Source organism: Streptomyces botrytidirepellens (assembly GCF_003721215.1).
In the GTDB taxonomy this organism is placed as follows: domain Bacteria; phylum Actinomycetota; class Actinomycetes; order Streptomycetales; family Streptomycetaceae; genus Streptomyces; species Streptomyces himastatinicus.
On record NZ_RIBZ01000154.1, the window covers coordinates 98,619 to 116,066 of the forward strand.

At 72.8% G+C, this 17,448-nt stretch carries 12 protein-coding genes; 4 read left to right on the forward strand and 8 right to left on the reverse strand.

All coding sequences use genetic code 11. From position 1 onward, the window contains the following. Positions 1 to 28: 28 nt before the first annotated feature. Entirely contained in the window at positions 29 to 1,504 is a 1,476-nt protein-coding gene (locus EEJ42_RS11915; protein WP_123099933.1) for an FGGY family carbohydrate kinase, read from the reverse strand. A gap of 321 nt (positions 1,505 to 1,825) precedes the next feature. Here EEJ42_RS11915 and EEJ42_RS11920 point away from each other — a divergent pair, with 321 nt between their 5' ends. Together EEJ42_RS11920 and EEJ42_RS11925 are read left to right on the forward strand one after the other, a co-directional pair. Then, complete coding sequence (locus tag EEJ42_RS11920) at positions 1,826 to 2,833, forward strand: hypothetical protein (protein ID WP_123099910.1); 1,008 nt, start codon at positions 1,826 to 1,828, stop codon at positions 2,831 to 2,833. An 84-nt stretch (positions 2,834 to 2,917) separates the two neighbouring features. After that, the gene (locus tag EEJ42_RS11925) at positions 2,918 to 4,438 is read left to right on the forward strand and encodes an amino acid permease (RefSeq protein ID WP_123099911.1); all 1,521 of its coding nucleotides are present in this window, start codon (positions 2,918 to 2,920) and stop codon (positions 4,436 to 4,438) included. Between the two features lie 86 nt (positions 4,439 to 4,524). Here EEJ42_RS11925 and EEJ42_RS11930 read toward each other — a convergent pair whose 3' ends face one another. Further along, entirely contained in the window at positions 4,525 to 5,766 is a 1,242-nt protein-coding gene (locus EEJ42_RS11930; RefSeq protein WP_123099912.1) for an FAD-dependent oxidoreductase, read from the reverse strand. A gap of 185 nt (positions 5,767 to 5,951) precedes the next feature. Between EEJ42_RS11930 and EEJ42_RS52745 the strand changes: the two genes are divergently transcribed. After that, on the forward strand, positions 5,952 to 6,695 hold the full coding sequence (locus tag EEJ42_RS52745) for a peptidoglycan-binding domain-containing protein (protein WP_246096383.1): 744 nt from the start codon (positions 5,952 to 5,954) through the stop codon (positions 6,693 to 6,695). A 30-nt stretch (positions 6,696 to 6,725) separates the two neighbouring features. Here EEJ42_RS52745 and EEJ42_RS11940 read toward each other — a convergent pair whose 3' ends face one another. The 4 genes from EEJ42_RS11940 to EEJ42_RS11955 all read right to left on the reverse strand — a co-directional run bounded on the left by EEJ42_RS11940 (position 6,726) and on the right by EEJ42_RS11955 (position 11,746). Then, positions 6,726 to 8,024 (reverse strand): CAP domain-containing protein, encoded by a 1,299-nt coding sequence (locus EEJ42_RS11940; protein ID WP_123099913.1) that lies wholly within the window; start codon positions 8,022 to 8,024, stop codon positions 6,726 to 6,728. A gap of 168 nt (positions 8,025 to 8,192) precedes the next feature. Beyond that, complete coding sequence (locus EEJ42_RS11945) at positions 8,193 to 8,792, reverse strand: TIGR03086 family metal-binding protein (protein ID WP_123099914.1); 600 nt, start codon at positions 8,790 to 8,792, stop codon at positions 8,193 to 8,195. Positions 8,793 to 8,906: 114 nt separating this feature from the next. Then, positions 8,907 to 10,388, reverse strand: a complete 1,482-nt coding sequence (locus EEJ42_RS11950) for an NAD-dependent succinate-semialdehyde dehydrogenase (protein ID WP_123099915.1) — start codon at positions 10,386 to 10,388, stop codon at positions 8,907 to 8,909. A gap of 95 nt (positions 10,389 to 10,483) precedes the next feature. Continuing rightward, on the reverse strand, positions 10,484 to 11,746 hold the full coding sequence (locus EEJ42_RS11955) for an aspartate aminotransferase family protein (protein ID WP_123099916.1): 1,263 nt from the start codon (positions 11,744 to 11,746) through the stop codon (positions 10,484 to 10,486). A 214-nt stretch (positions 11,747 to 11,960) separates the two neighbouring features. Here EEJ42_RS11955 and EEJ42_RS11960 point away from each other — a divergent pair, with 214 nt between their 5' ends. Continuing rightward, positions 11,961 to 13,580 carry a PucR family transcriptional regulator gene (locus EEJ42_RS11960; protein ID WP_123099935.1) on the forward strand — a complete coding sequence of 540 codons (1,620 nt, stop codon included), beginning with the start codon at positions 11,961 to 11,963 and terminating at the stop codon, positions 13,578 to 13,580. 45 nt (positions 13,581 to 13,625) lie between these two features. Here EEJ42_RS11960 and EEJ42_RS11965 read toward each other — a convergent pair whose 3' ends face one another. Together EEJ42_RS11965 and EEJ42_RS11970 are read right to left on the reverse strand one after the other, a co-directional pair. Then, positions 13,626 to 14,234 (reverse strand): helix-turn-helix transcriptional regulator, encoded by a 609-nt coding sequence (locus tag EEJ42_RS11965; protein WP_123099936.1) that lies wholly within the window; start codon positions 14,232 to 14,234, stop codon positions 13,626 to 13,628. Positions 14,235 to 14,637: 403 nt separating this feature from the next. Then, complete coding sequence (locus EEJ42_RS11970) at positions 14,638 to 17,448, reverse strand: helix-turn-helix transcriptional regulator (protein WP_123099917.1); 2,811 nt, start codon at positions 17,446 to 17,448, stop codon at positions 14,638 to 14,640.

The window sequence follows — 17,448 nt, forward strand, 5'->3', positions numbered from 1 at the left end:
TGGGTTCCTTGGCTCCTGGTGGGGTTGGTCAGTGGCGGGTCAGCAGCGCGTCCACCGCCGACCGGAATCCGGCCCGGCGCTCGGCGGCCTCGTCGGCGCTGATCCGCGGCGTGTACACGGCGGCCGGTTTCCACTCCGGGACGGCCCGCTCGACCGTCAGCCCGGGGTGGAGGCCGAGCCGGGCGACGGCGCCCACGCCGAGGGCGGTGACATCGGGCAGGGCGGACACTTCGACGGGCAGCTGCAACAGGTCGGCCTGGGCCTGCATGAGCAGCGCGGAGCGGGTGAGGCCCCCGTCGGCGCGGAGGGTGGTCAGCGGTGCGCCGAGGTCGGCGGCGGCCGCGTCGGCGATCTCGGCCACCTGCGCGGCGATGCCCTCGCACAGGGCGCGCACCAGATGGCCGGGGGTGGTGTCGAGACCGAGGCCGGTCACCGAGCCCCGGAGGTCGCCGCGCCACCAGGGGGCGGCGAGTCCGGCGAGCGCCGGTACGAACGTCACTCCCCCGGTGTCCGGCACGGAGCCGCCCACCGGGTCGAGGTCCTGGGCGCCGCCGATCACGCCCAGGCCGGTGAGCCAGCGCACGGCGGAGGCGGCGGTGTACACCTGCCCGTCGAGGCAGTAGCTGGTGTTCCCGCCGAGCCGCCAGGCCACGCAGCTCACCAGGCCGCTGGTGCCGCGGCGGGGCCGCGGCCCGGTCTGGGCGAGCAGGAACGCGCCGGTGCCGTAGGTGCATTTGGCGGCGCCGGGCTCGGTGACGCTCTGGGCCAGCAGGGCGGCCTGCTGGTCGACGAGGAGTCCGGTGAGCGGGATCTCGCCGCCGAAGGCGGTGGTGGTTCCTGCCATGGTGTCCGCGTCGACGACCCTGGGCATCTGTTCGGCCGTCAGGCCGTACAGGTCCAGCGCCTCCGGGGACCAGACGACGCGGTCGAGGTCGAGCAGCCCGGTGCGCCCGGCGGTGGCCGCGTCGGTGACGAACGCTCCGGTGAGCTGGTGGATCAGCCAGACGTCGCTGGTGGTGACGACGCCCTCGCGGGTCTGGTGGCGGCGCAGCCAGGCCATCTTGGGCGCCGCGAAGTACGGGTCGAGGGGCAGCCCGGTGAGTTCGCGCAGGGTGTCGGCGTGTTCCGCGAGGTCCGCGCAGACCGTCTCCGCCCGCCGGTCCTGCCACACCAGGGCGTCGGTCAGCGGGGCGCCGGTCGCGGGGTCCCACACCAGCACCGTCTCGCCCTGGTTGGCGAGGCCGACCGCCACGACCGGCTCACCGGCCCGCGCGAGGGCCTGGCGTCCGGCGTCGACGACCGAGGCGAGGAGTGCGGCAGGATCGACCTCGACCAGCCCGCCGGCGAGGTGGCGCGGATGCACGGCCACCTCGGCGGAGCCGAGCACACCGCGCTCCGGGCAGAGGACCAGCGCCTTGGTGCCCGAGGTGCCTTGGTCGACGGCGAGCACCGCTCCGGTCGCGGGGCCGGCGGATGTGCTGTGGGGACGCTCGTCAGGCAGCATGTCCGGTTCTTCGGTGGGGGTCATTCCGCGTGGGGGCGGTTCTTCGGCGATTCTTCGGCGGGGCGGTCGCCGGCAGGGCGGCGTTCTGTGGTGGTTCGGTCGTGGCGAGAGATCTTGGCTGAAAGCGTGGTGCAGCGACGAAGCCGCGTCAAGACCGCATGTCCGGAGTCCGCTTGCCGGACACGGCCGCGGTCCTGCGCCGGATGCCGACCCTGGCCCCCTTGAGTCATGACGGGATGGCTATAGGATCCCGGGCATCCACTCGTCAGGCCCTGGAATCCGTCGCGCCCGGTTCAACACGCTCCGTCCGAAAGTCATCCGATGCCCGAGGAAGTGTTCCGCCCCGTCTACCACCCCGCGGGCTACGACAGCGGACTGCGCATCGCGCTCCAGGACGTGCGCACGGGCCGTTGGATATCCATGCGCGACCTGCTGGCCGAGACCCCGACCTGGGCCCAGTGGACGCAGCGCACCCAGGTGCTGGCCGCAGTGGCGGCCGGGTCCAACGTGGTGGAGGCGTGGCGGGCCGAGGAACCTCGATGCGTCGCCGCACTGGTGATGCACACCCGGGTGGTGGTGGAGCGGACGATGCGCGCCCATCGCGAGGGACACCAGCGCACCCACGAGCTGTGGCGGGAGGCGTGGGAGTCCTGCCAGCTGGCCGCGCACAACTCCCCGGCGGACCCGGTCCCCTGGGTGTGTCTGCTGGCGCTCGCCCAGCTCGACAAGGAACAGCGGCTGCCGGAGCACCGGGCGGACCCGCCGGGGCCGTTGCTCTTCCCCGGCCCGTGGGGGCTGCTGGCGGAGGCCGACCGGCGCGATCCGTACAACCGCGAGGCGTACCACCGGATGCTCCAGTTCGTGTACGCGCGGCGGGCGGGCGGTTCGCTGGCCGAGGCGGTCAACTTCGTGCAGTGGGTGGTCTCGGGGGCACCCGAGGGCTCACCACTGCATGTGCTGCCGTTGTACGTCCACGTCGAGCGGTACCGCGAGGAACGGGGCTACGAGAAGGCCCTGGACCTGCACTGGGCCACCGAGGACGCGGCGCGGGACGCCGACAAGGCGCTGCGCCTGTGGTTCGACCACGCGGACCGGGAAACCAGCTCGCTGCTGGACCTCAACCATCTGGCGCACGCCCTGTGGGGCGCGCTGCAATTCACCGAAGCGGCCCGGGTCTTCGAGACGCTGGGTCCGTATTTCACCCCGCTCCCCTGGGCCTATCGCACGTCCGACGCGAATGACCGCGCACAGGCCGAGGAGATGTTCCTGCGCGCCCGGGTCCGCTGTCTCGCGGGCGCCCGCGGAAACAGACCCGGTTACGACGGCTGAGCCAGCCTCTCATCCCCCGCGCCTGCCCGCATCTTTTCCCCGCCTCTGCTGACCGTCCCCGCATTCCCTTCCGGAGGTACGTTCATGTCCACGCCCTGGTCGCGCCCGGTTTCCACACCGCAGCGGGACGAAGAACAGAGACTGCGCGAGCTGGGATATCAGCCGGTGCTGGCCCGCCGCATGGGCAGCTTCGGCAATTTCGCCATCAGCTTCTCCGTCATCTCCATTCTGTCCGGCTGCATGACCCTGTACGGGTTCGGGCTGGACACCGGCGGCCCCTCGGTCATGATGTGGGGCTGGGCCGGTGTGGGGCTGTTCGTGTTGTGCGTGGGCCTGGCGCTCGCGGAGGTCACCAGCGCGTATCCGACCTCGGGCGCCCTTTACTACATGGCCGACCGGCTCGGCGGGCGCGCCTGGGGCTGGTACACCGGCTGGCTCAATCTGCTGGGGCTGCTGGGCGCGATCGCCGGTATCGACTACGGCGCGGCCCAGTTCACCGGAGCGCTCCTCAACTTGCAGTGGGGATTCGAACCCACCCCGGGCTCGACCATGGTGATTTTCATCTGCATTCTGTTGCTGCATGCCACACTGAACCTCTTCGGAGTGCGGTTGGTCAGTCTGCTCAACTCGGTCAGCGTGTGGTGGCACCTGGCGGGAGTCGCCATCATCGTCGGGGCGCTGGCGATCATTCCGTCCCACCATCAGTCGCCGGAATTCGTGTTCACCGAGTTCGTCAACAACACCGGCTGGTCGAATCCCCTTTATGTCACCGCCATCGGCCTGTTGCTCGCCCAGTACACCTTTTCCGGATACGATGCCTCGGCGCATCTGTCCGAGGAGACGTCCAACGCCTCCGTGTCCGCCGCCCGTGGCATCGTGCGCGCCATCTGGGTGTCCTGGGTGGCCGGTTTCGTGCTGCTGGCCGGGCTGACGTTCGCCATCCAGGACTACGCCGGGACGCAGAAGAGCGCCACCGGTGTCCCGCCCGCGCAGATCCTCATCGACGCCCTCGGCACCGGCGGCGCCACCGCCATGCTGCTCATCGTCATCACCGCGCAGCTGTTCTGCGGCAATGCGGAGGTGGCGGCGGCCAGCCGGATGGTGTTCGCGTTCAGCCGGGACGGCGCGTTGCCGGGCTCCCGGCTGTGGCAGCGGGTCAGCACCCGCACCCAGACCCCGGTGCTCGCGGTGTGGCTGTCGGTCGGAGTGGCCTGCCTGCTGGCGCTGCCGTCCCTGTACTCCGAGACCGCGTACGGCGCGGTGACGGCCATCAACGTCATCGGCATCACGCCCGCCTATGCGATCCCCGTCTTCCTGCGACTGCGCGCCGGGGACCGGTTCCAGAAGGGGCCGTGGCATCTGGGCCGCTGGAGCAAGCCGATCGGCTGGGTGGCGGTGGTGTGGGTGGCGCTGGTGACGGTGCTGTTCTGCCTGCCGCAGTCCAGCCCGGTGACGGCCGATTCGATGAACTACGCGTCGATCGCGCTGGCCGCGGTGCTGATCCTGGCCACCGTCTGGTGGTTCGTCGCCCGCCGTTCGTACAACACGCCCTCCGCCTACGGGTCCGCCCGGGAGGAGGCGGAGATCGCCGAGGGCATCGTCTGAGCCGAGGGCTCGCCTGAGTCGCGATGCGGCGGGGCCGGGAGTGCAGATACGTTTCTGCATACCCGGCCCCGCCGTCGTCGCGGTCATTAATCCCCGCGCAGCAGCGACGCGACCGGGGGCCGCTCGCGCTTCGCGCCGTACGCGAGGAAGTACGCCGGGGCCCGCTTGAGCCACGGCGCCCTCGTCAGCACCTCCGCCAGCCGCAGCGGCTTCCTGCCGTCGCCGAACGGTGACCGCCCCTCGAGCAGCGGCGTGATGACCCGCGCGTGGGCGATGCGCTGGAGCGCCTGGGTGCCCGCGGCGGTGGGCCAGCGGCGGCGCTGGACGGCGCGGACCGCGTGCAGGCCCACCGTGCCGTCGCGCAGTGGTCCGGCCAGATGCCGGGCGGCGGCGACGGCGTCCTCGACGGCGAGGTTGATGCCGATGCCGAAGACGGGCGACATGGCGTGCGCCGCGTCGCCGATGCACAGCAGCCCGGGGCGGTGCCAGCGGCGCAGCCGGTCCAGCCGTACGTCCAGCAGCTTCACCTCGTCCCAGGAGCGCAGCTCCGGCTCGCGGTCGCCCATCCATGGAGTGGCCTCCGCGAACGCGGCCAGAAACCGGTCCAGACCGCTGGCGCGGCGGGTGGCGTCGGCGCCCTTGGGGATCAGCACGGCGCACTGCCAGTAGTCGCCGCGGTCGATCATGGCGGTCAGGAAGCGGTCGCCGACGTTGCCCACCAGCCCCCTCGGATCGCCCTCGTGCCGCGGCAGCCGGAACCACCAGGCGTCCATCGGGCAGGTGAACTCCCGCAGCCCCAGCTCAGGCAGCTGCCGGGCCAGCGAGCCGCGGCCGTCGCAGGCCACGGTGAGGGTGGCCCGCAGCTCACCGGAGTCGCCGTCGGCAGTGCGGTAGCGCACCCCGGTGATCCGGCCGCGCTCCTCGATGAAGGAGGTGGCCTCGGTGTTCATCCGCAGCCGGAACGACGGCTCCTTCCCGGCCTCGTCCGCCAGCAGGTTCAGCAGATCCCACTGCGGCACCATCGCGACGTAGTTGTACGGGCCCGGCAGCGCGCTCAGGTCGCCGACGGTGAACAGCTCTCCGTCCGCGCCGATCGGTAGCTGGACGGAGTGGACGTGACGCTGCGGCAGCGCGGCGAACCGCTCGGCCAGGCCCAGGTCCTCCAGCAGCGCCAGGGTGCTGGGATGCACGGTGTCGCCGCGGAAGTCGCGCAGGAAGTCGCCGTGTTTCTCCAGGACGGTGACGTCCACGCCCGCCCGGGCCAGCAGCAGCCCGAGGACCATCCCGGCGGGACCGCCGCCCACCACGCAACATGTGGTCCGCTCCATCGATGTGCTCCCTTCGGCGCGCTTCCGGGGCCGCTCCGTATCGTTTCCCTCCCGACGCCCGGCACCGGGCGCGGCAGTCGGGTGAACGTCACGGCTCCGCGATCGCCGGATGGCGATCGGCTTGAGTCTTCCCGGACTTTCCTCCGTATCCCCCGCTGAACGGCGTGGGGCACAAGGAGGTCTGTATGGCAGCCGAAACCGATCCTGACCGGATGGGCGGGCGTCACGTGATCGAGCCGACCGCGATCTTCCGTGCGGGGCCGGATCCGGAGTCCGGCGAGGACGTGGACGGGCCGGTGGAGGAATGGATGGAGGATCTGCATCTGTTCCGGCCCCCGGGGGAAGCGGGCGACGCGGGTGAGGCGCTCCCTCCGGAGGCGCACCGGTTCGCCGAGGACGAAACCGAGGAGATCGACGGCCGCGTCTCGGCGACCGACTCCTGGGGCGCCGTAGATCCGCCGCCCGAGCCCGCTGCCCCACCGACCGCGACCGTACGGCGCCACCCCCGCACCGCCGTGCTGATCGTCGCGGGGGTCGGGCTGGGCGTCGCCCTCGCGCTCGTCCTGCTCCTCCCCGGCCGCGCGGCCATCAACGTGGCCTCGCCGGGCGGCGGCCCCACGGCGTCGGACGCCGGCCGTTCGCCGACCGCGTCCGCCGCCCCCACCACGGCGGCCCCGGCGCCGCCGGGGAGCCAGGCCGGTGTGCTGAGCCAGGGGGACAGCGGCCCGCAGGTCTCCGAACTCCAGACGCGTCTGCTGAAGATTCCCGACGTCTATCGGGATGGACAGGTCAACGGCCGGTACGACCAGACCCTCACCGAGGCGGTGGCCCGTTTCCAGCTGTGGTACGGGATCCGCGGCGACGAGGACGGGGTGTACGGCGACGCCACGCGGCGCGACCTGGAGTCCCGTACCGGCACCATCACCTGACGGCTGTCGGCTCCATCGGTTCCGTCGGCTCTATCGGCTCGCGCCGAAGACCTGGGTCCAGTACGTACCGGCGCGGCTGCCGGTGGCGTAGCCGACGCCTATGTGGGTGAAGTCTGGCCCCAGGATGTTGGCACGGTGGCCGGGGCTGTTCATCCAGCCCCGGACCACCTCCGCCGGGCCGCGCTGCCCGCACGCGATGTTCTCGCCGATACCGCGGTGGGTGGCCCCGGCGGCGGCCGCCCGGTCCCAGGGCTGACGGCCCTCGGGGCTGGTGTGGTCGTAGAAGTCGCGGGCGACCATGTCGTCGCTGTGCGCCTGCGCGGCCGCCGTCAGCCGCGGGTCGGGGGCCAGCGGCGCCAGCCGGGCGGCGGCGCGCTCGGCGTTGGTGCGCGCGATCACCTCGGACGCGAGGCGGCGCAGCCCGTCCGGGGTGAAGGGCTGCGCCCACACCGCCGTCCAGAACACGTCTCCGGCGCCGGATGCCCGGCCGATGCCCACATGGGTGACCGCCGGATCCCGGAACGGGCCCCGTCGCTCCTCACCGGACAGGCAGTAGTCCACGAACCCGTCCGGGGTGCGCGGCCCGGAGACCAGGTGCTCGGCGACCGTGAGCGGGGCATAGCCGTGTGCCGCGATCCGGTGGTAGAGCGACATCCCGTCGGGGCTCTCCGCGCCGAGCCCGCCGTGGGCGGCCATGGCCGCCGCATGGGCCTCGGCGGCCCGGGTGAGCCGGGGGTCGAGGGTCACGGGCGGTACGCCGTGCCGGGACCGGGCGGCGTTGACGAGCCCGAGGAATCCGTCGCCGCCGGGCGTTGCGGGCGGAGGCGCGGGCGGGTGCTCCGCGGTGCCGTCGTCCGCGACGTCCACGCCGAAGTCGCGCGCCACCCCGGCGAGCCCGTCCGCGTACCCCTGGCCGATCGCCCGCACCTTCCACCGGGTGCCGCGCCGGTAGATCTCGGCGAGCAGCAGCACCGTCTCCGGCCCGGGGCGCGGCGGGGCGAAGCGGGCCAGCGGAGCGCCGCCGCCTCCGGTGACGCTCATGACGGGCGCGGGCAGCCGCCCGAGCGGGGTGCCGGGGTCGGCCGGGCTGACGACGACGGTGACCCGGCTGGCGCCGGGGCGGAGCTGCCCGGGCCGCACGGTGACGGTGTCTCCGTCGACCCGGGTGCCGGGGGCGGTGGGCTGGTTGAAGAAGACGAAGTCGGCGTCGCCCGCGACCTTTCCGTCGTCGCCGGTGATCAGGGCGGACAGGTCGAAGGGGCCTGGGACGCGGATGGTCAGCGTGCCGTCCGGCAGCGGTTGGTTGCCGCCGGGCACCAACTCGGCCATGGGTCCCCTCCTCGTGCCGTACCCATCAGGCCAACGGCCCGCCCCCGGCGGCGGTTCCCGGGCCCTCCCGGTGTTCTGGGCGGGAGGCTTTCCCCTACCCGCCCCTTCCCACGACCGGGGTTCCGCCCCGGACCCCGGTCCTCAAACGCCGGACGGGCTGAAGCGCGCTCAGCGGCCCATCAGCCGCAACAGTCGGGCCTGCCGTGTCTCCCCGTCCGGGGGCGGGGTCCCTGGGGCGGCGAAGAAGCGGTGGGTGGTGTCGGCGGAGACAGGCGACTCCGCCAAGCCCGCGTAGATGTCGGCGAGGTGGTCCTCGACCCAGGCGACGAGCCCCGGATCGAGTTCCTCGGGAGCATCGAGGGCCCGGGCCAGGTCCCAGGCGTGAATGATCGAATCCGTGGTCCGGACGGCGAGGGCCTGTTCACCGGACACTGGGCCGAGGGGGTAGTCCAGGATCTTCTGGAGGGCGCCAGGCCTCCGGAACGCCGCGGCGCAGTCCCGCACCGAGCGGGTGTACGCGCCCACCGGATCGTCGCCCAGGGCGTCCTCGTCGCGGAGCCGGAGGAAGTCGGCGGCCGAGCCGCCGTCCAGCAGGGCCATGTAGTTGAGGTTGCCCCGGGTCATGTGGTTGACGAGGTGCCAAACGTCCCAGTCCGCGCAGGGTGTGGGTGCCGTCCACTGGTCCGGCCCTACCGTGCGCAGCCTGCGGGTGAACTCGGAACCGGAGAGCAGATAGCGGTCGATGATGCCGACGAAGGGGTGAGACATGGCCCCAGCATGCTGGGGCCCGGAGGCGATGTGCTGGCGGGAATCGGCCGCCGAGCTCGTGCCGGGGCCCGGGCGGGCTGGCGTACAGCCCGCCCGGCGGCGATGGAGGACACGTCAGGCCGGGGTGGCGATGTACTTGTACTCGAGGAACTCGTCGATGCCGACGCGCCCGCCCTCGCGGCCGAGGCCGGACTGCTTGACGCCGCCGAAGGGGGCGGCCGGGTTGGAGACCAGGCCGGTGTTGAGGCCGACCATGCCGACTTCGAGGCGTTCGCTCACCCGCAGCGAGCGGTTGAGGTCGCGGGTGAAGACGTAGCCCACCAGGCCCCATTCGGTGCTGTTGGCCGTGGCGACGACTTCGTCCTCGTCCTCGAAGGTGAGGACGGCGGCGACCGGGCCGAAGATCTCGGTCTCCATCAGCCGGCTGGCGGGCGAGACGCCGGTGAGCACGGTCGGCGGGTAGAAGCAGCCGGGGCCTTCGGGGGTGCTGCCGCCGACCAGGACCTCGGCGCCGCGCGCGACGGCGTCGGCGACCAGTTCCTCGACCTTGGTGCGGCCCGTCCGGTCGATCAGCGGGCCGACGTCGACACCGGGGCGGCTGCCGGGGCCGACTTCGAGGGCGCCCATGCGCCGGGCGAGGCGGTCGGCGAAGTCGGCGGCGACGGAGGAGTGGACGAAGAAGCGGTTGGCGGCGGTGCAGGCCTCGCCCATGTTGCGCATCTTGGCGGTCATGGCGCCCTCGACCGCGACGTCGAGGTCCGCGTCGTCGAAGACGATGAAGGGGGCGTTGCCGCCGAGCTCCATGGAGGTGCGGACCACGGCAGGCGCGCACTGGCCGAGCAGGACGCGGCCGACCTGGGTGGAGCCGGTGAAGGACAGCTTGCGGATGTGGCCGCCGGTCAGCAGCGGTTCGACGACCTCACCGGCCCGGGAGGTGGTGACGACGTTGAGCACCCCGGCGGGCAGCCCGGCCTCCTCCAGGATGCCCGCCAGGGCGAGCGAGGACAGCGGCGTCTGCGGGGCGGGCTTGAGCACCATGGTGCAGCCGGCGGCGATCGCCGGGCCGATCTTGCGGGTGCCCATCGCCAGCGGGAAGTTCCACGGGGTGACCAGGAGACAGGGGCCGACCGGGCGGCGCATGAGCAGCATGCGGTTCTTGCCGTCGGGCATGGTCGCGTATCCGCCGTCGATGCGGACGGCCTCTTCGGAGAACCAGCGGAAGAACTCGGCGGCGTACGCGGCCTCGCCGCGCGCCTCGGCCAGCGGCTTGCCCATCTCGGCCGTCATCAGGGCGGCGAGCGCGTCGGCGCGCTCCATGATGAGTTCGTAGGCGCGGCGCAGGATCTCGCTGCGGGCGCGGGGCGCGGTGGCGGCCCACTTCTCCTGGGCGTCCAGGGCGGCGTCGAGCGCGCGCTGCCCGTCGGCGGGGCTGGCGTCGGCGACGTCGCACAGCACCTCGCCGGTGGCCGGGTCGTCGACCGGCATGGTGAGGCCGCCGGCCGCGTCGGACCACGATCCGGCGATGTACAGCTTCTTGGGCACCGTCGCGAGGACGTCGCCCGCTGCGGGGAACGAAGGGGTGGGCTGGGCAGACATGGCGGCATTCTCCTTCTGTGGCCGCCACCCGCGCAGGTAGCGGGCGGCGGCCGGGGTTCCCGAGGGTGATGGGCGGCGCGCGGCGCGCGGCCGCGTCAGTCCGTGCCGGACGTACCGGCGCTCACGGCGGCGGACCAGGCGCGCAGGCCCTCGTCGATCGCCGCTTCGTCGACGACCAGCGCGGGGATCATCCGGACCACATGGTTCCAGGCGCCGCACAGGAGCAGCAACAGTCCCTCGTCCACGGCGGCGCGCTGCACGCGGCCCGCGGTCGCCGGGTCGGGTTCGCCGTCCTCGGTGACGAACTCGCTGGCCAGCATGAGGCCGAGGCCGCGTACGTCGCCGATGGCGGGGGTCTTCGCGGCGACGTCCTCCAGGCCGGAGCGGAGCCGGGCGCCCATGGCGTCGGCGTTGGCGACGAGGTTCTCCTCGCGTACGACGTCGAGGGTGGCCGCGGCCGCGGCGCAGGCGACGGCGTTGGCGCCGTAGGTGCCGCCCTGGGAGCCGGGCCAGGCCTTGGCCATCAGTTCCTCGGAGGCGGCGATGCCGGACAGCGGAAAGCCGCTGGCCAGGCCCTTGGCGGTGATCAGGATGTCGGGGCGGACCCCGAAGTGGTCATGGCCCCAGAACCGCCCGGTGCGGCCGACGCCGGTCTGGACCTCGTCCAGGATGAGCAGGAAGCCATGGCGGTCGGCCCGCTCGCGCAGCCCCTGGAGGAAGCCCTCGGTGGCGGGTACGTAGCCGCCCTCGCCCAGCACCGGCTCGACGATGATCGCCGCGGTGTCGTCGGGCGAGGAGATGGTCTGGAGGACGTAGTCCAGTTCCTTCAGCGCGAACCGGGTCGCGGTCTCCTCGTCCCAGCCGTACCGGTAGGCGGTGGGGAACGGGGTCACCACGGCGCCGCTCATCAGGGGCGAGAAGCCGGAGCGGAAGCGGGTCCCGGAGGTGGTCATGGACGCGGCGGCGACGGTGCGGCCGTGGAAGCCGCCGTGGCAGACCAGGATGTTCGGGCGGCCGGTGGCCTGGCGGGCGAGGCGCAGCGCGGACTCGACGGCCTCGGAGCCGGAGTTGTTGAAGAACAGACTGTCGAGGCCCTCGGGCAGCACTTCGCCGAGCTTGGCGGTCAGCCGCTGGAGCGGCTTGTGCATGACGGTCGTGTACTGACCGTGGATGAGGGTGCCGACCTGCTCCTGGGCGGCGGCGACGACCCGCGGGTGGCAGTGCCCGGTGCTGGTGACGCCGATGCCCGCGGTGAAGTCCAGATAGCGCCGTCCGTCCTCGCCGTGGAGGTAGGCCCCCTCTCCACGGACGGCGACCACGGGAGTGGCTTGGCGGAGCTGCGGCGACAGATTGGTCATGATCTCTCCCAACACCCACGGAACGGCGGTGGACCGGACTGCTTCGGGACTTATACGAGCGTGCGGGAGCGGACCGGGGAAAGACAATGATCATTGTGTCGCGGGCAGGTGATCGGGATGGACGTTGTGTCAACCGGGACCGGGTGGACACTTTGTCAAGGAGACCCGTGATCGATGGTTGCGCCCGGTCGGCCGGCTTGTCAGAGTGGCCTGCATGAACGGCTCCGCTCCGCTCACCCTCGGCGACGCGCTGCGGCTGCCGGTGCTGGCCGCCGGGCAACCGGAGGTGGTGTCCGGCCATGATCAGCTGTCCCGTCCGGTCCGCTGGGTCCACATCACCGAACTGCTCGACCCGGCGTCCTTCCTCAAGGGCGGGGAGCTTGTCCTCACCACCGGGATGCCGCTGCCGGAGGACCCCGCGCTGGTGCGCCGCTATGTGGAGGAGCTGGCGGACATCGGTGCCGCGGGCCTGGTCATCGAGCTGGTCCGGCGGTACCACGAGCCGCCGTCGGAGCTGGTGGACGCCTGCCGGGCCCGGGATTTCCCGCTCGTGCTGCTGTCCCGGAACGTGAACTTCGTGGAGGTCACCCAGATCGTCCACTCGGTGATCATCGGCAGCCAGATCGAGACCCTGCGCCGGGCGCAGGACGTCCATGACACCTTCACCGCGCTGACCCTGCGCGGCGCCGAGCCGGACGAGGTGGTGGGGATGGCCGCCGAGCTGAGCGGCCATCCGGTGGTGCTGGAGAACCTGGTCCACCGGGCGGTGATCTGCGGACCGCCGGGCCAGGGCGTCGAGGGGATGCTGACCGGCTGGGAGCGGCGGTCGCGCGCTACGCCCTCGCCCGACCGCACCGAGCTGCGCGGCCCGGAGAACTGGCTGGTGACGGCCGTGGAGTACCGGGGCGAGCGCTGGGGGCGGCTGGTCATGCTGCCGGACGCGGCGGGCGCCCCGGCGGTGGGTCCCGAACACGCGATGGTCCTGGAGCGCACGGCCACCGCCCTGACCATCGCCCGGCTGACCCAGCACACCCGGTGGGAGCGGCGCGCCCAGCGCACGCTGCTGCTGGATCTGGTCGAGCAGCGCTGCCGCTCGGCCGGGGAGGCGCGGGCCCGGGCCGAGGCGCTGGGCATGCGGGTCATGGGACGGCGGCTGATCGTCGCGCTCGTGACCCTGGCCCGGGGGCTGGGCGGCGAGGAGGCCGGGGAGCTGGAGGACCGGCTGACCGAGGAGATGGCCGCGGCCGGTGCCGCGGTGCTGATGGGTGCGGTGCCCGGCGACCATCTGGGGGTGCTGCTGGCGTTCCATCCGGCCACGCCCTGGCGGCCGTTGGTGGAGCGGCTGAGCCGTTCCGTACGGGAGGCGCATCCGGACGCGGTCGTCAGCGTGGGCTGCGAGGTGTCGGACCTGTCGCAGACCGCGCGCTCGTTCCAGCAGGCGGCGCGGGTCGCGGACGCCGCCGTCCCCGGCACGCCGGACAAGCCGTTCCATGAGCTGAGCGATATCGGGCTACGGCAGCTGCTGTACGCGCTGCGCGACGACATGCGGGTGCAGGAGTACGTGGAACGGCAGCTCGGACGGCTGGTGCAGCACGACGAGCGGCATGGCACCGATCTGGTGACGACCCTGCACGCCTATCTGGACGCGGTGGGCAACAAGACGGTGGCCGCCAAGCGCGCCAGCTTGTCACGGCAGGCGTTCTACCAGCGGCTGCACGCGATCGAGCGGGTGCTCGGCTGCGATCTGGAGTCGGGCGAACAGCGCACCCAACTGCATGTGGCGCTCACCGCGTTCAGCGTGCTGCGGCTCGCCCAGGCTTCCGGCCCCTCGTGACACGGCGGCGGGCCGCGTGCCGCCGCCTCACGGGGAGCCGGTGGCTCACTTCACGAAGTCGTCGACGACCTTCGGCGGCCAGGAGCCCACGTTGAGCACGCCCACGGAATAGGCGCGGGAGACCAGGGCCGCCCGGTTGGGGACCCGCAGCTTACGGAGCAGACGCGTCACGTGGTATTCGACGCCCTGCCTGCTGAGATAGAGCCGGGAGGCCAGCGGAATGGTGGATTGTCCCGCCGCGATGCCCTCCAGAATGCGTGCCTCGATTTCGCTGAGGATCTTCTTGCGGCTGGTGACCATGTCCAGTTCCTGGCCGCCGGCCACGGGCCGCAGCACCACCAGCAGCGAGGCGACGTGCGAGGTGCCCTCGCGCACGGCGACGGCGGTGAGCGCGCTGGTGAAGGCGGTGCCCTGGGCTCCGACGACGACCACTTGGCCGGCGAACCGGTCGCGGGTGCCGTCGGCCAGCCGGGAGAGCTGATGGTGCAGCGCCTGCTGGGCGCTGGGGTGCGCCAGGTCGCAGAAGGCGCGGCCGAAGACGCTCATGGAGGAATCGTCGTCGAACTGCCGGAAGAACTCCTGGTTCGCCTGCTGGACCGTCAGGGACGGGTCGAGACAGACGACACACGCCCCCGGCTGGTCGAACTGGCGCAGAAGATCCGCGTACTCGATCTGGTCACATTCGAGCTCGTGGGGGGTTGGCCGAGCCGAATCTGCTAGAGCGGAAACTGCCAAGGGACTGCCATCCCTTCCTGTTCATCAATGACCGAAGACGAATGACCGGGGATGAATGCCGCGGCTATTCAATTCGAAAGCTTTTTACGGAATGGAGACTAGGGAGATCCCCACGCATGAGTCAACGTCAGCAGGGTGGCGCCGCCCAATCCTGTGGTACCGCACCACGGAGGTTCGGTCCGCACCGCAGGGTTTCGGTGGTCGGTACGGTGGGTTCGCCGACCTGCGGAACTTGCCCGGATCGCACCCTCCCCCGGCCGGTACGGGACCATGCCGACAAGCCCCGGCCGACGCGGGTTGGACACGCGTTGAATTAGCGCCGTTAACGCAGGATTTCCGAATCCAGGCGGGGTAGGACCTCCATCAGCTGGCGGCGGCCGGAGATGTCCAGCTTGCGGTAGGCGTGGGTGAGGTGCTTCTCGACCGCGCGGGAGGTGACGCCGAGCCGGCCGGCGATCTCCTGGTTGGTGAGGCCGCCACCGGCCAGGGAGACCACGGTGCGTTCGGTACGGGTCAGCGCGGCCTCGGGCCGCGGGGCGGGCGCAGCGTGCCCCTGCTCGGCCTGCTCGACCAGCCAGGGGGCGCCGCAGGCCGCGGCGAGGGCTCCGGCCTCCCGCAGCATGGCCGCCGACTCCGGTCCGTTGTCCAGCCGCCGGGCCAGCAGGGTGAGCGAGCGGGCCAGTTCGAGTTCGTTGGCCGAGGCGCGCAGCACGTCGGCCGATTCGCGCAGCAGATTGGTGCCCCGGGCGCCGTCGTACAGTCGCCCCTTGAGCCGCAGGGCGCGGCCCAGCGCGACGGGGGCGCCCCAGGCCTCGGCCCGGGCGTGTTCCTCCTCGGCGAGCGCCAGCGCCGCGCGGGAGTCTCCGATGCGGTGCTGGAGGGCGGCCGCCCAGGGCCGCCACCGGAAGAGGACGGGATTGCGCCAGCCCGCCGCCTCCAGCTGGCGGCCGCAGGCCAGCAGGGTGTCCAGCGCGCTGGTCCAGCGGCCGTACCGGGCGTCCTGGGACGCCTTGAGGAGCTGGAGCGAGGCGGTGAGCGCGAGGCTGGCGGACCGGCGCCGCCCGGCCTCGTCCAGCAGCCCTTCGACCAGTTCGCTGTCCTCCAGCTCCAGGGCGACGCCGGTGAGGGCGACGGTGGCGAGGATCCCGGCCTCCGGCCAGTGCGCCCCGGCCAGCCGCATCGCGCGCTCGGCGGGCTCCCGGGCCCGGGCCACCCGGCCACGCGCGAGCAGCATCAGCGCCTGTTCGGCGTGGACGAGCGCGTCGACGGCCGTGACGTCCTGCCGCGAGGAGTGCCGCTCGGGCTCCGGCCAGGAGTTGATGCCCCGTACCGAGTCGGCGGCGACCATCGCGACGGCGACCAGCGGCAGCGGTGAGTGGACCCGGTCCGCGGTGGCCGGTTCCCGCTCCAGGACGCGCCCCGCGAGCCGGGCGACCTCGGCGGCCGGGCGCCGGGTCGTGAGCATCGCGGCGTCGAGCAGCACGACGGCCAGCTCACGTTCGGCGGTCGAGCCGAGCGGCGGTTCCTCGCCCAGCGCGGACAGCCGCTCCACGGCCGCGGCCAGCTCCGCCGGGTCCTCGTACCCGGCGTACCACAGCCGCGCCTCCAGCCGCAGGGCCACGTCGCGCGCCGAGCCGTCGAGGGCGGCCGCGGGGCCCAAGTCCTCGGCGACCTGGTGGAACAGGTCGAGGACCGCCGGCGGCGACACCCCCACGACGGTCGGGGAGATCCGCAGCGCTGCGGCGGCCCGCTGGCGCGGGGTGGTCAGCAGGGGTATCGCCTGGGAGATGTGGCGCTCGCACGCGGCCGGGTCCCATCCGCGCTCCGCCGTGGCCAGGTCGATCAGCAGCCGCCCGCGGGACTCGCCGGACAGCGAGGCGTCCAGCAGCGCGCGCCGCAGATAGCGGGTGGCGATGTCCGGCGCGCCCCGGCGCAGCGCGGTGTCGGCCGCGGCCCGCAGCACCTCGACCGCCCAGGGGTGCTGTGAGGCGGTGACGGCCATCAGCTGGGCGGCGACCAGCTCGGCGGAGGAGCCGTTGCGGTAGAGGAGGGCCGCGGCCGCGTCGTGCAACCGGTCCCGCTCGGCGACGGTCATCGAGGACTCGACGGCGTCCTGCACCACGCGGTGGAGGAAGCGCGGCTCCTTCTCGGCCGCCAGCAGGCCGAGTTGGCCGAGGACGCGCAGCGCGGCGGCGAAGCCGATCGGGTCCAGGCCCGCCAGCCGGGCCATCAGGTCCGGTTCGCCCTGGTCCCCGAGGACGGCGATCGCGGCGGCCAGGTCCCGTACCGGCTGCGGCTGGGTGCGCATGCAACCGGCCAGCCACTCGCGCAGCTGGGCGGGGCGCTGCCGGCGGGCCGTCTCGACGTGCCCGGCGGTGGGGCTGTGGCCGGCCGCGGCGAGGGTCACCAGGACCGACCTCAGGAAGAGCGGGTTGCCCGCGGAGATCTCGTGGCAGGCGCGGGCGAAGTCCTCGTCGCCCGGCTCGCCGAACTGGTCGAGGACCATCGCCCTGGCGGCCGCGACGGACAGCGGCGCCGGGCGCAGCACCCGCTGCGCGGAGTCGGTGATCTCGCGCAGCGTCAGCCGCCGGGCCCCCGGATCGCCGTCGCGCAGGGCGCAGACGAGGACGGCGCGCAGCCCGTGCAACCGCTTGACCAGGTAGGCGAGCCAGCGCAGCGAGGGTGCGTCCACCCACTGGAGGTCGTCCACCAGGATCAGCAGCGGGTGGTCGGCGCCGACGTCTGCGAGCAGGGAGCGCAGTCCGTTCAGCACCGTCTCGGACAGGCCGACGGAGCCGGACTCGCCCAGCGGCAGGGCGTCGTCGGCGAAAACCATGCGGGCGAAGTCGCCGTGGTCCCGCAGCCATCGTTCGCTCTGCTCGGGCGGGGCTCCGGTCAGCAGGCTGTCGAAGAGCTGACGGACCACGCCGAAGGCGAAGTCCTGCTCCATCGGGGCTGCGTTGGCGCGCAGGACGCGGACGTCCTCCCCGGCCAGCTGGGGCAACCGCTGGAGCAGCGCGGTCCGGCCGATGCCGAGCGGGCCGGTGATCAGCAGCAGCGACGAGGTGCCCGCGGCGGCGGCCTCCAGGGCGTCCGTGACCTGTGCCGCCTCGGTGTCCCGCTCATGCAACAT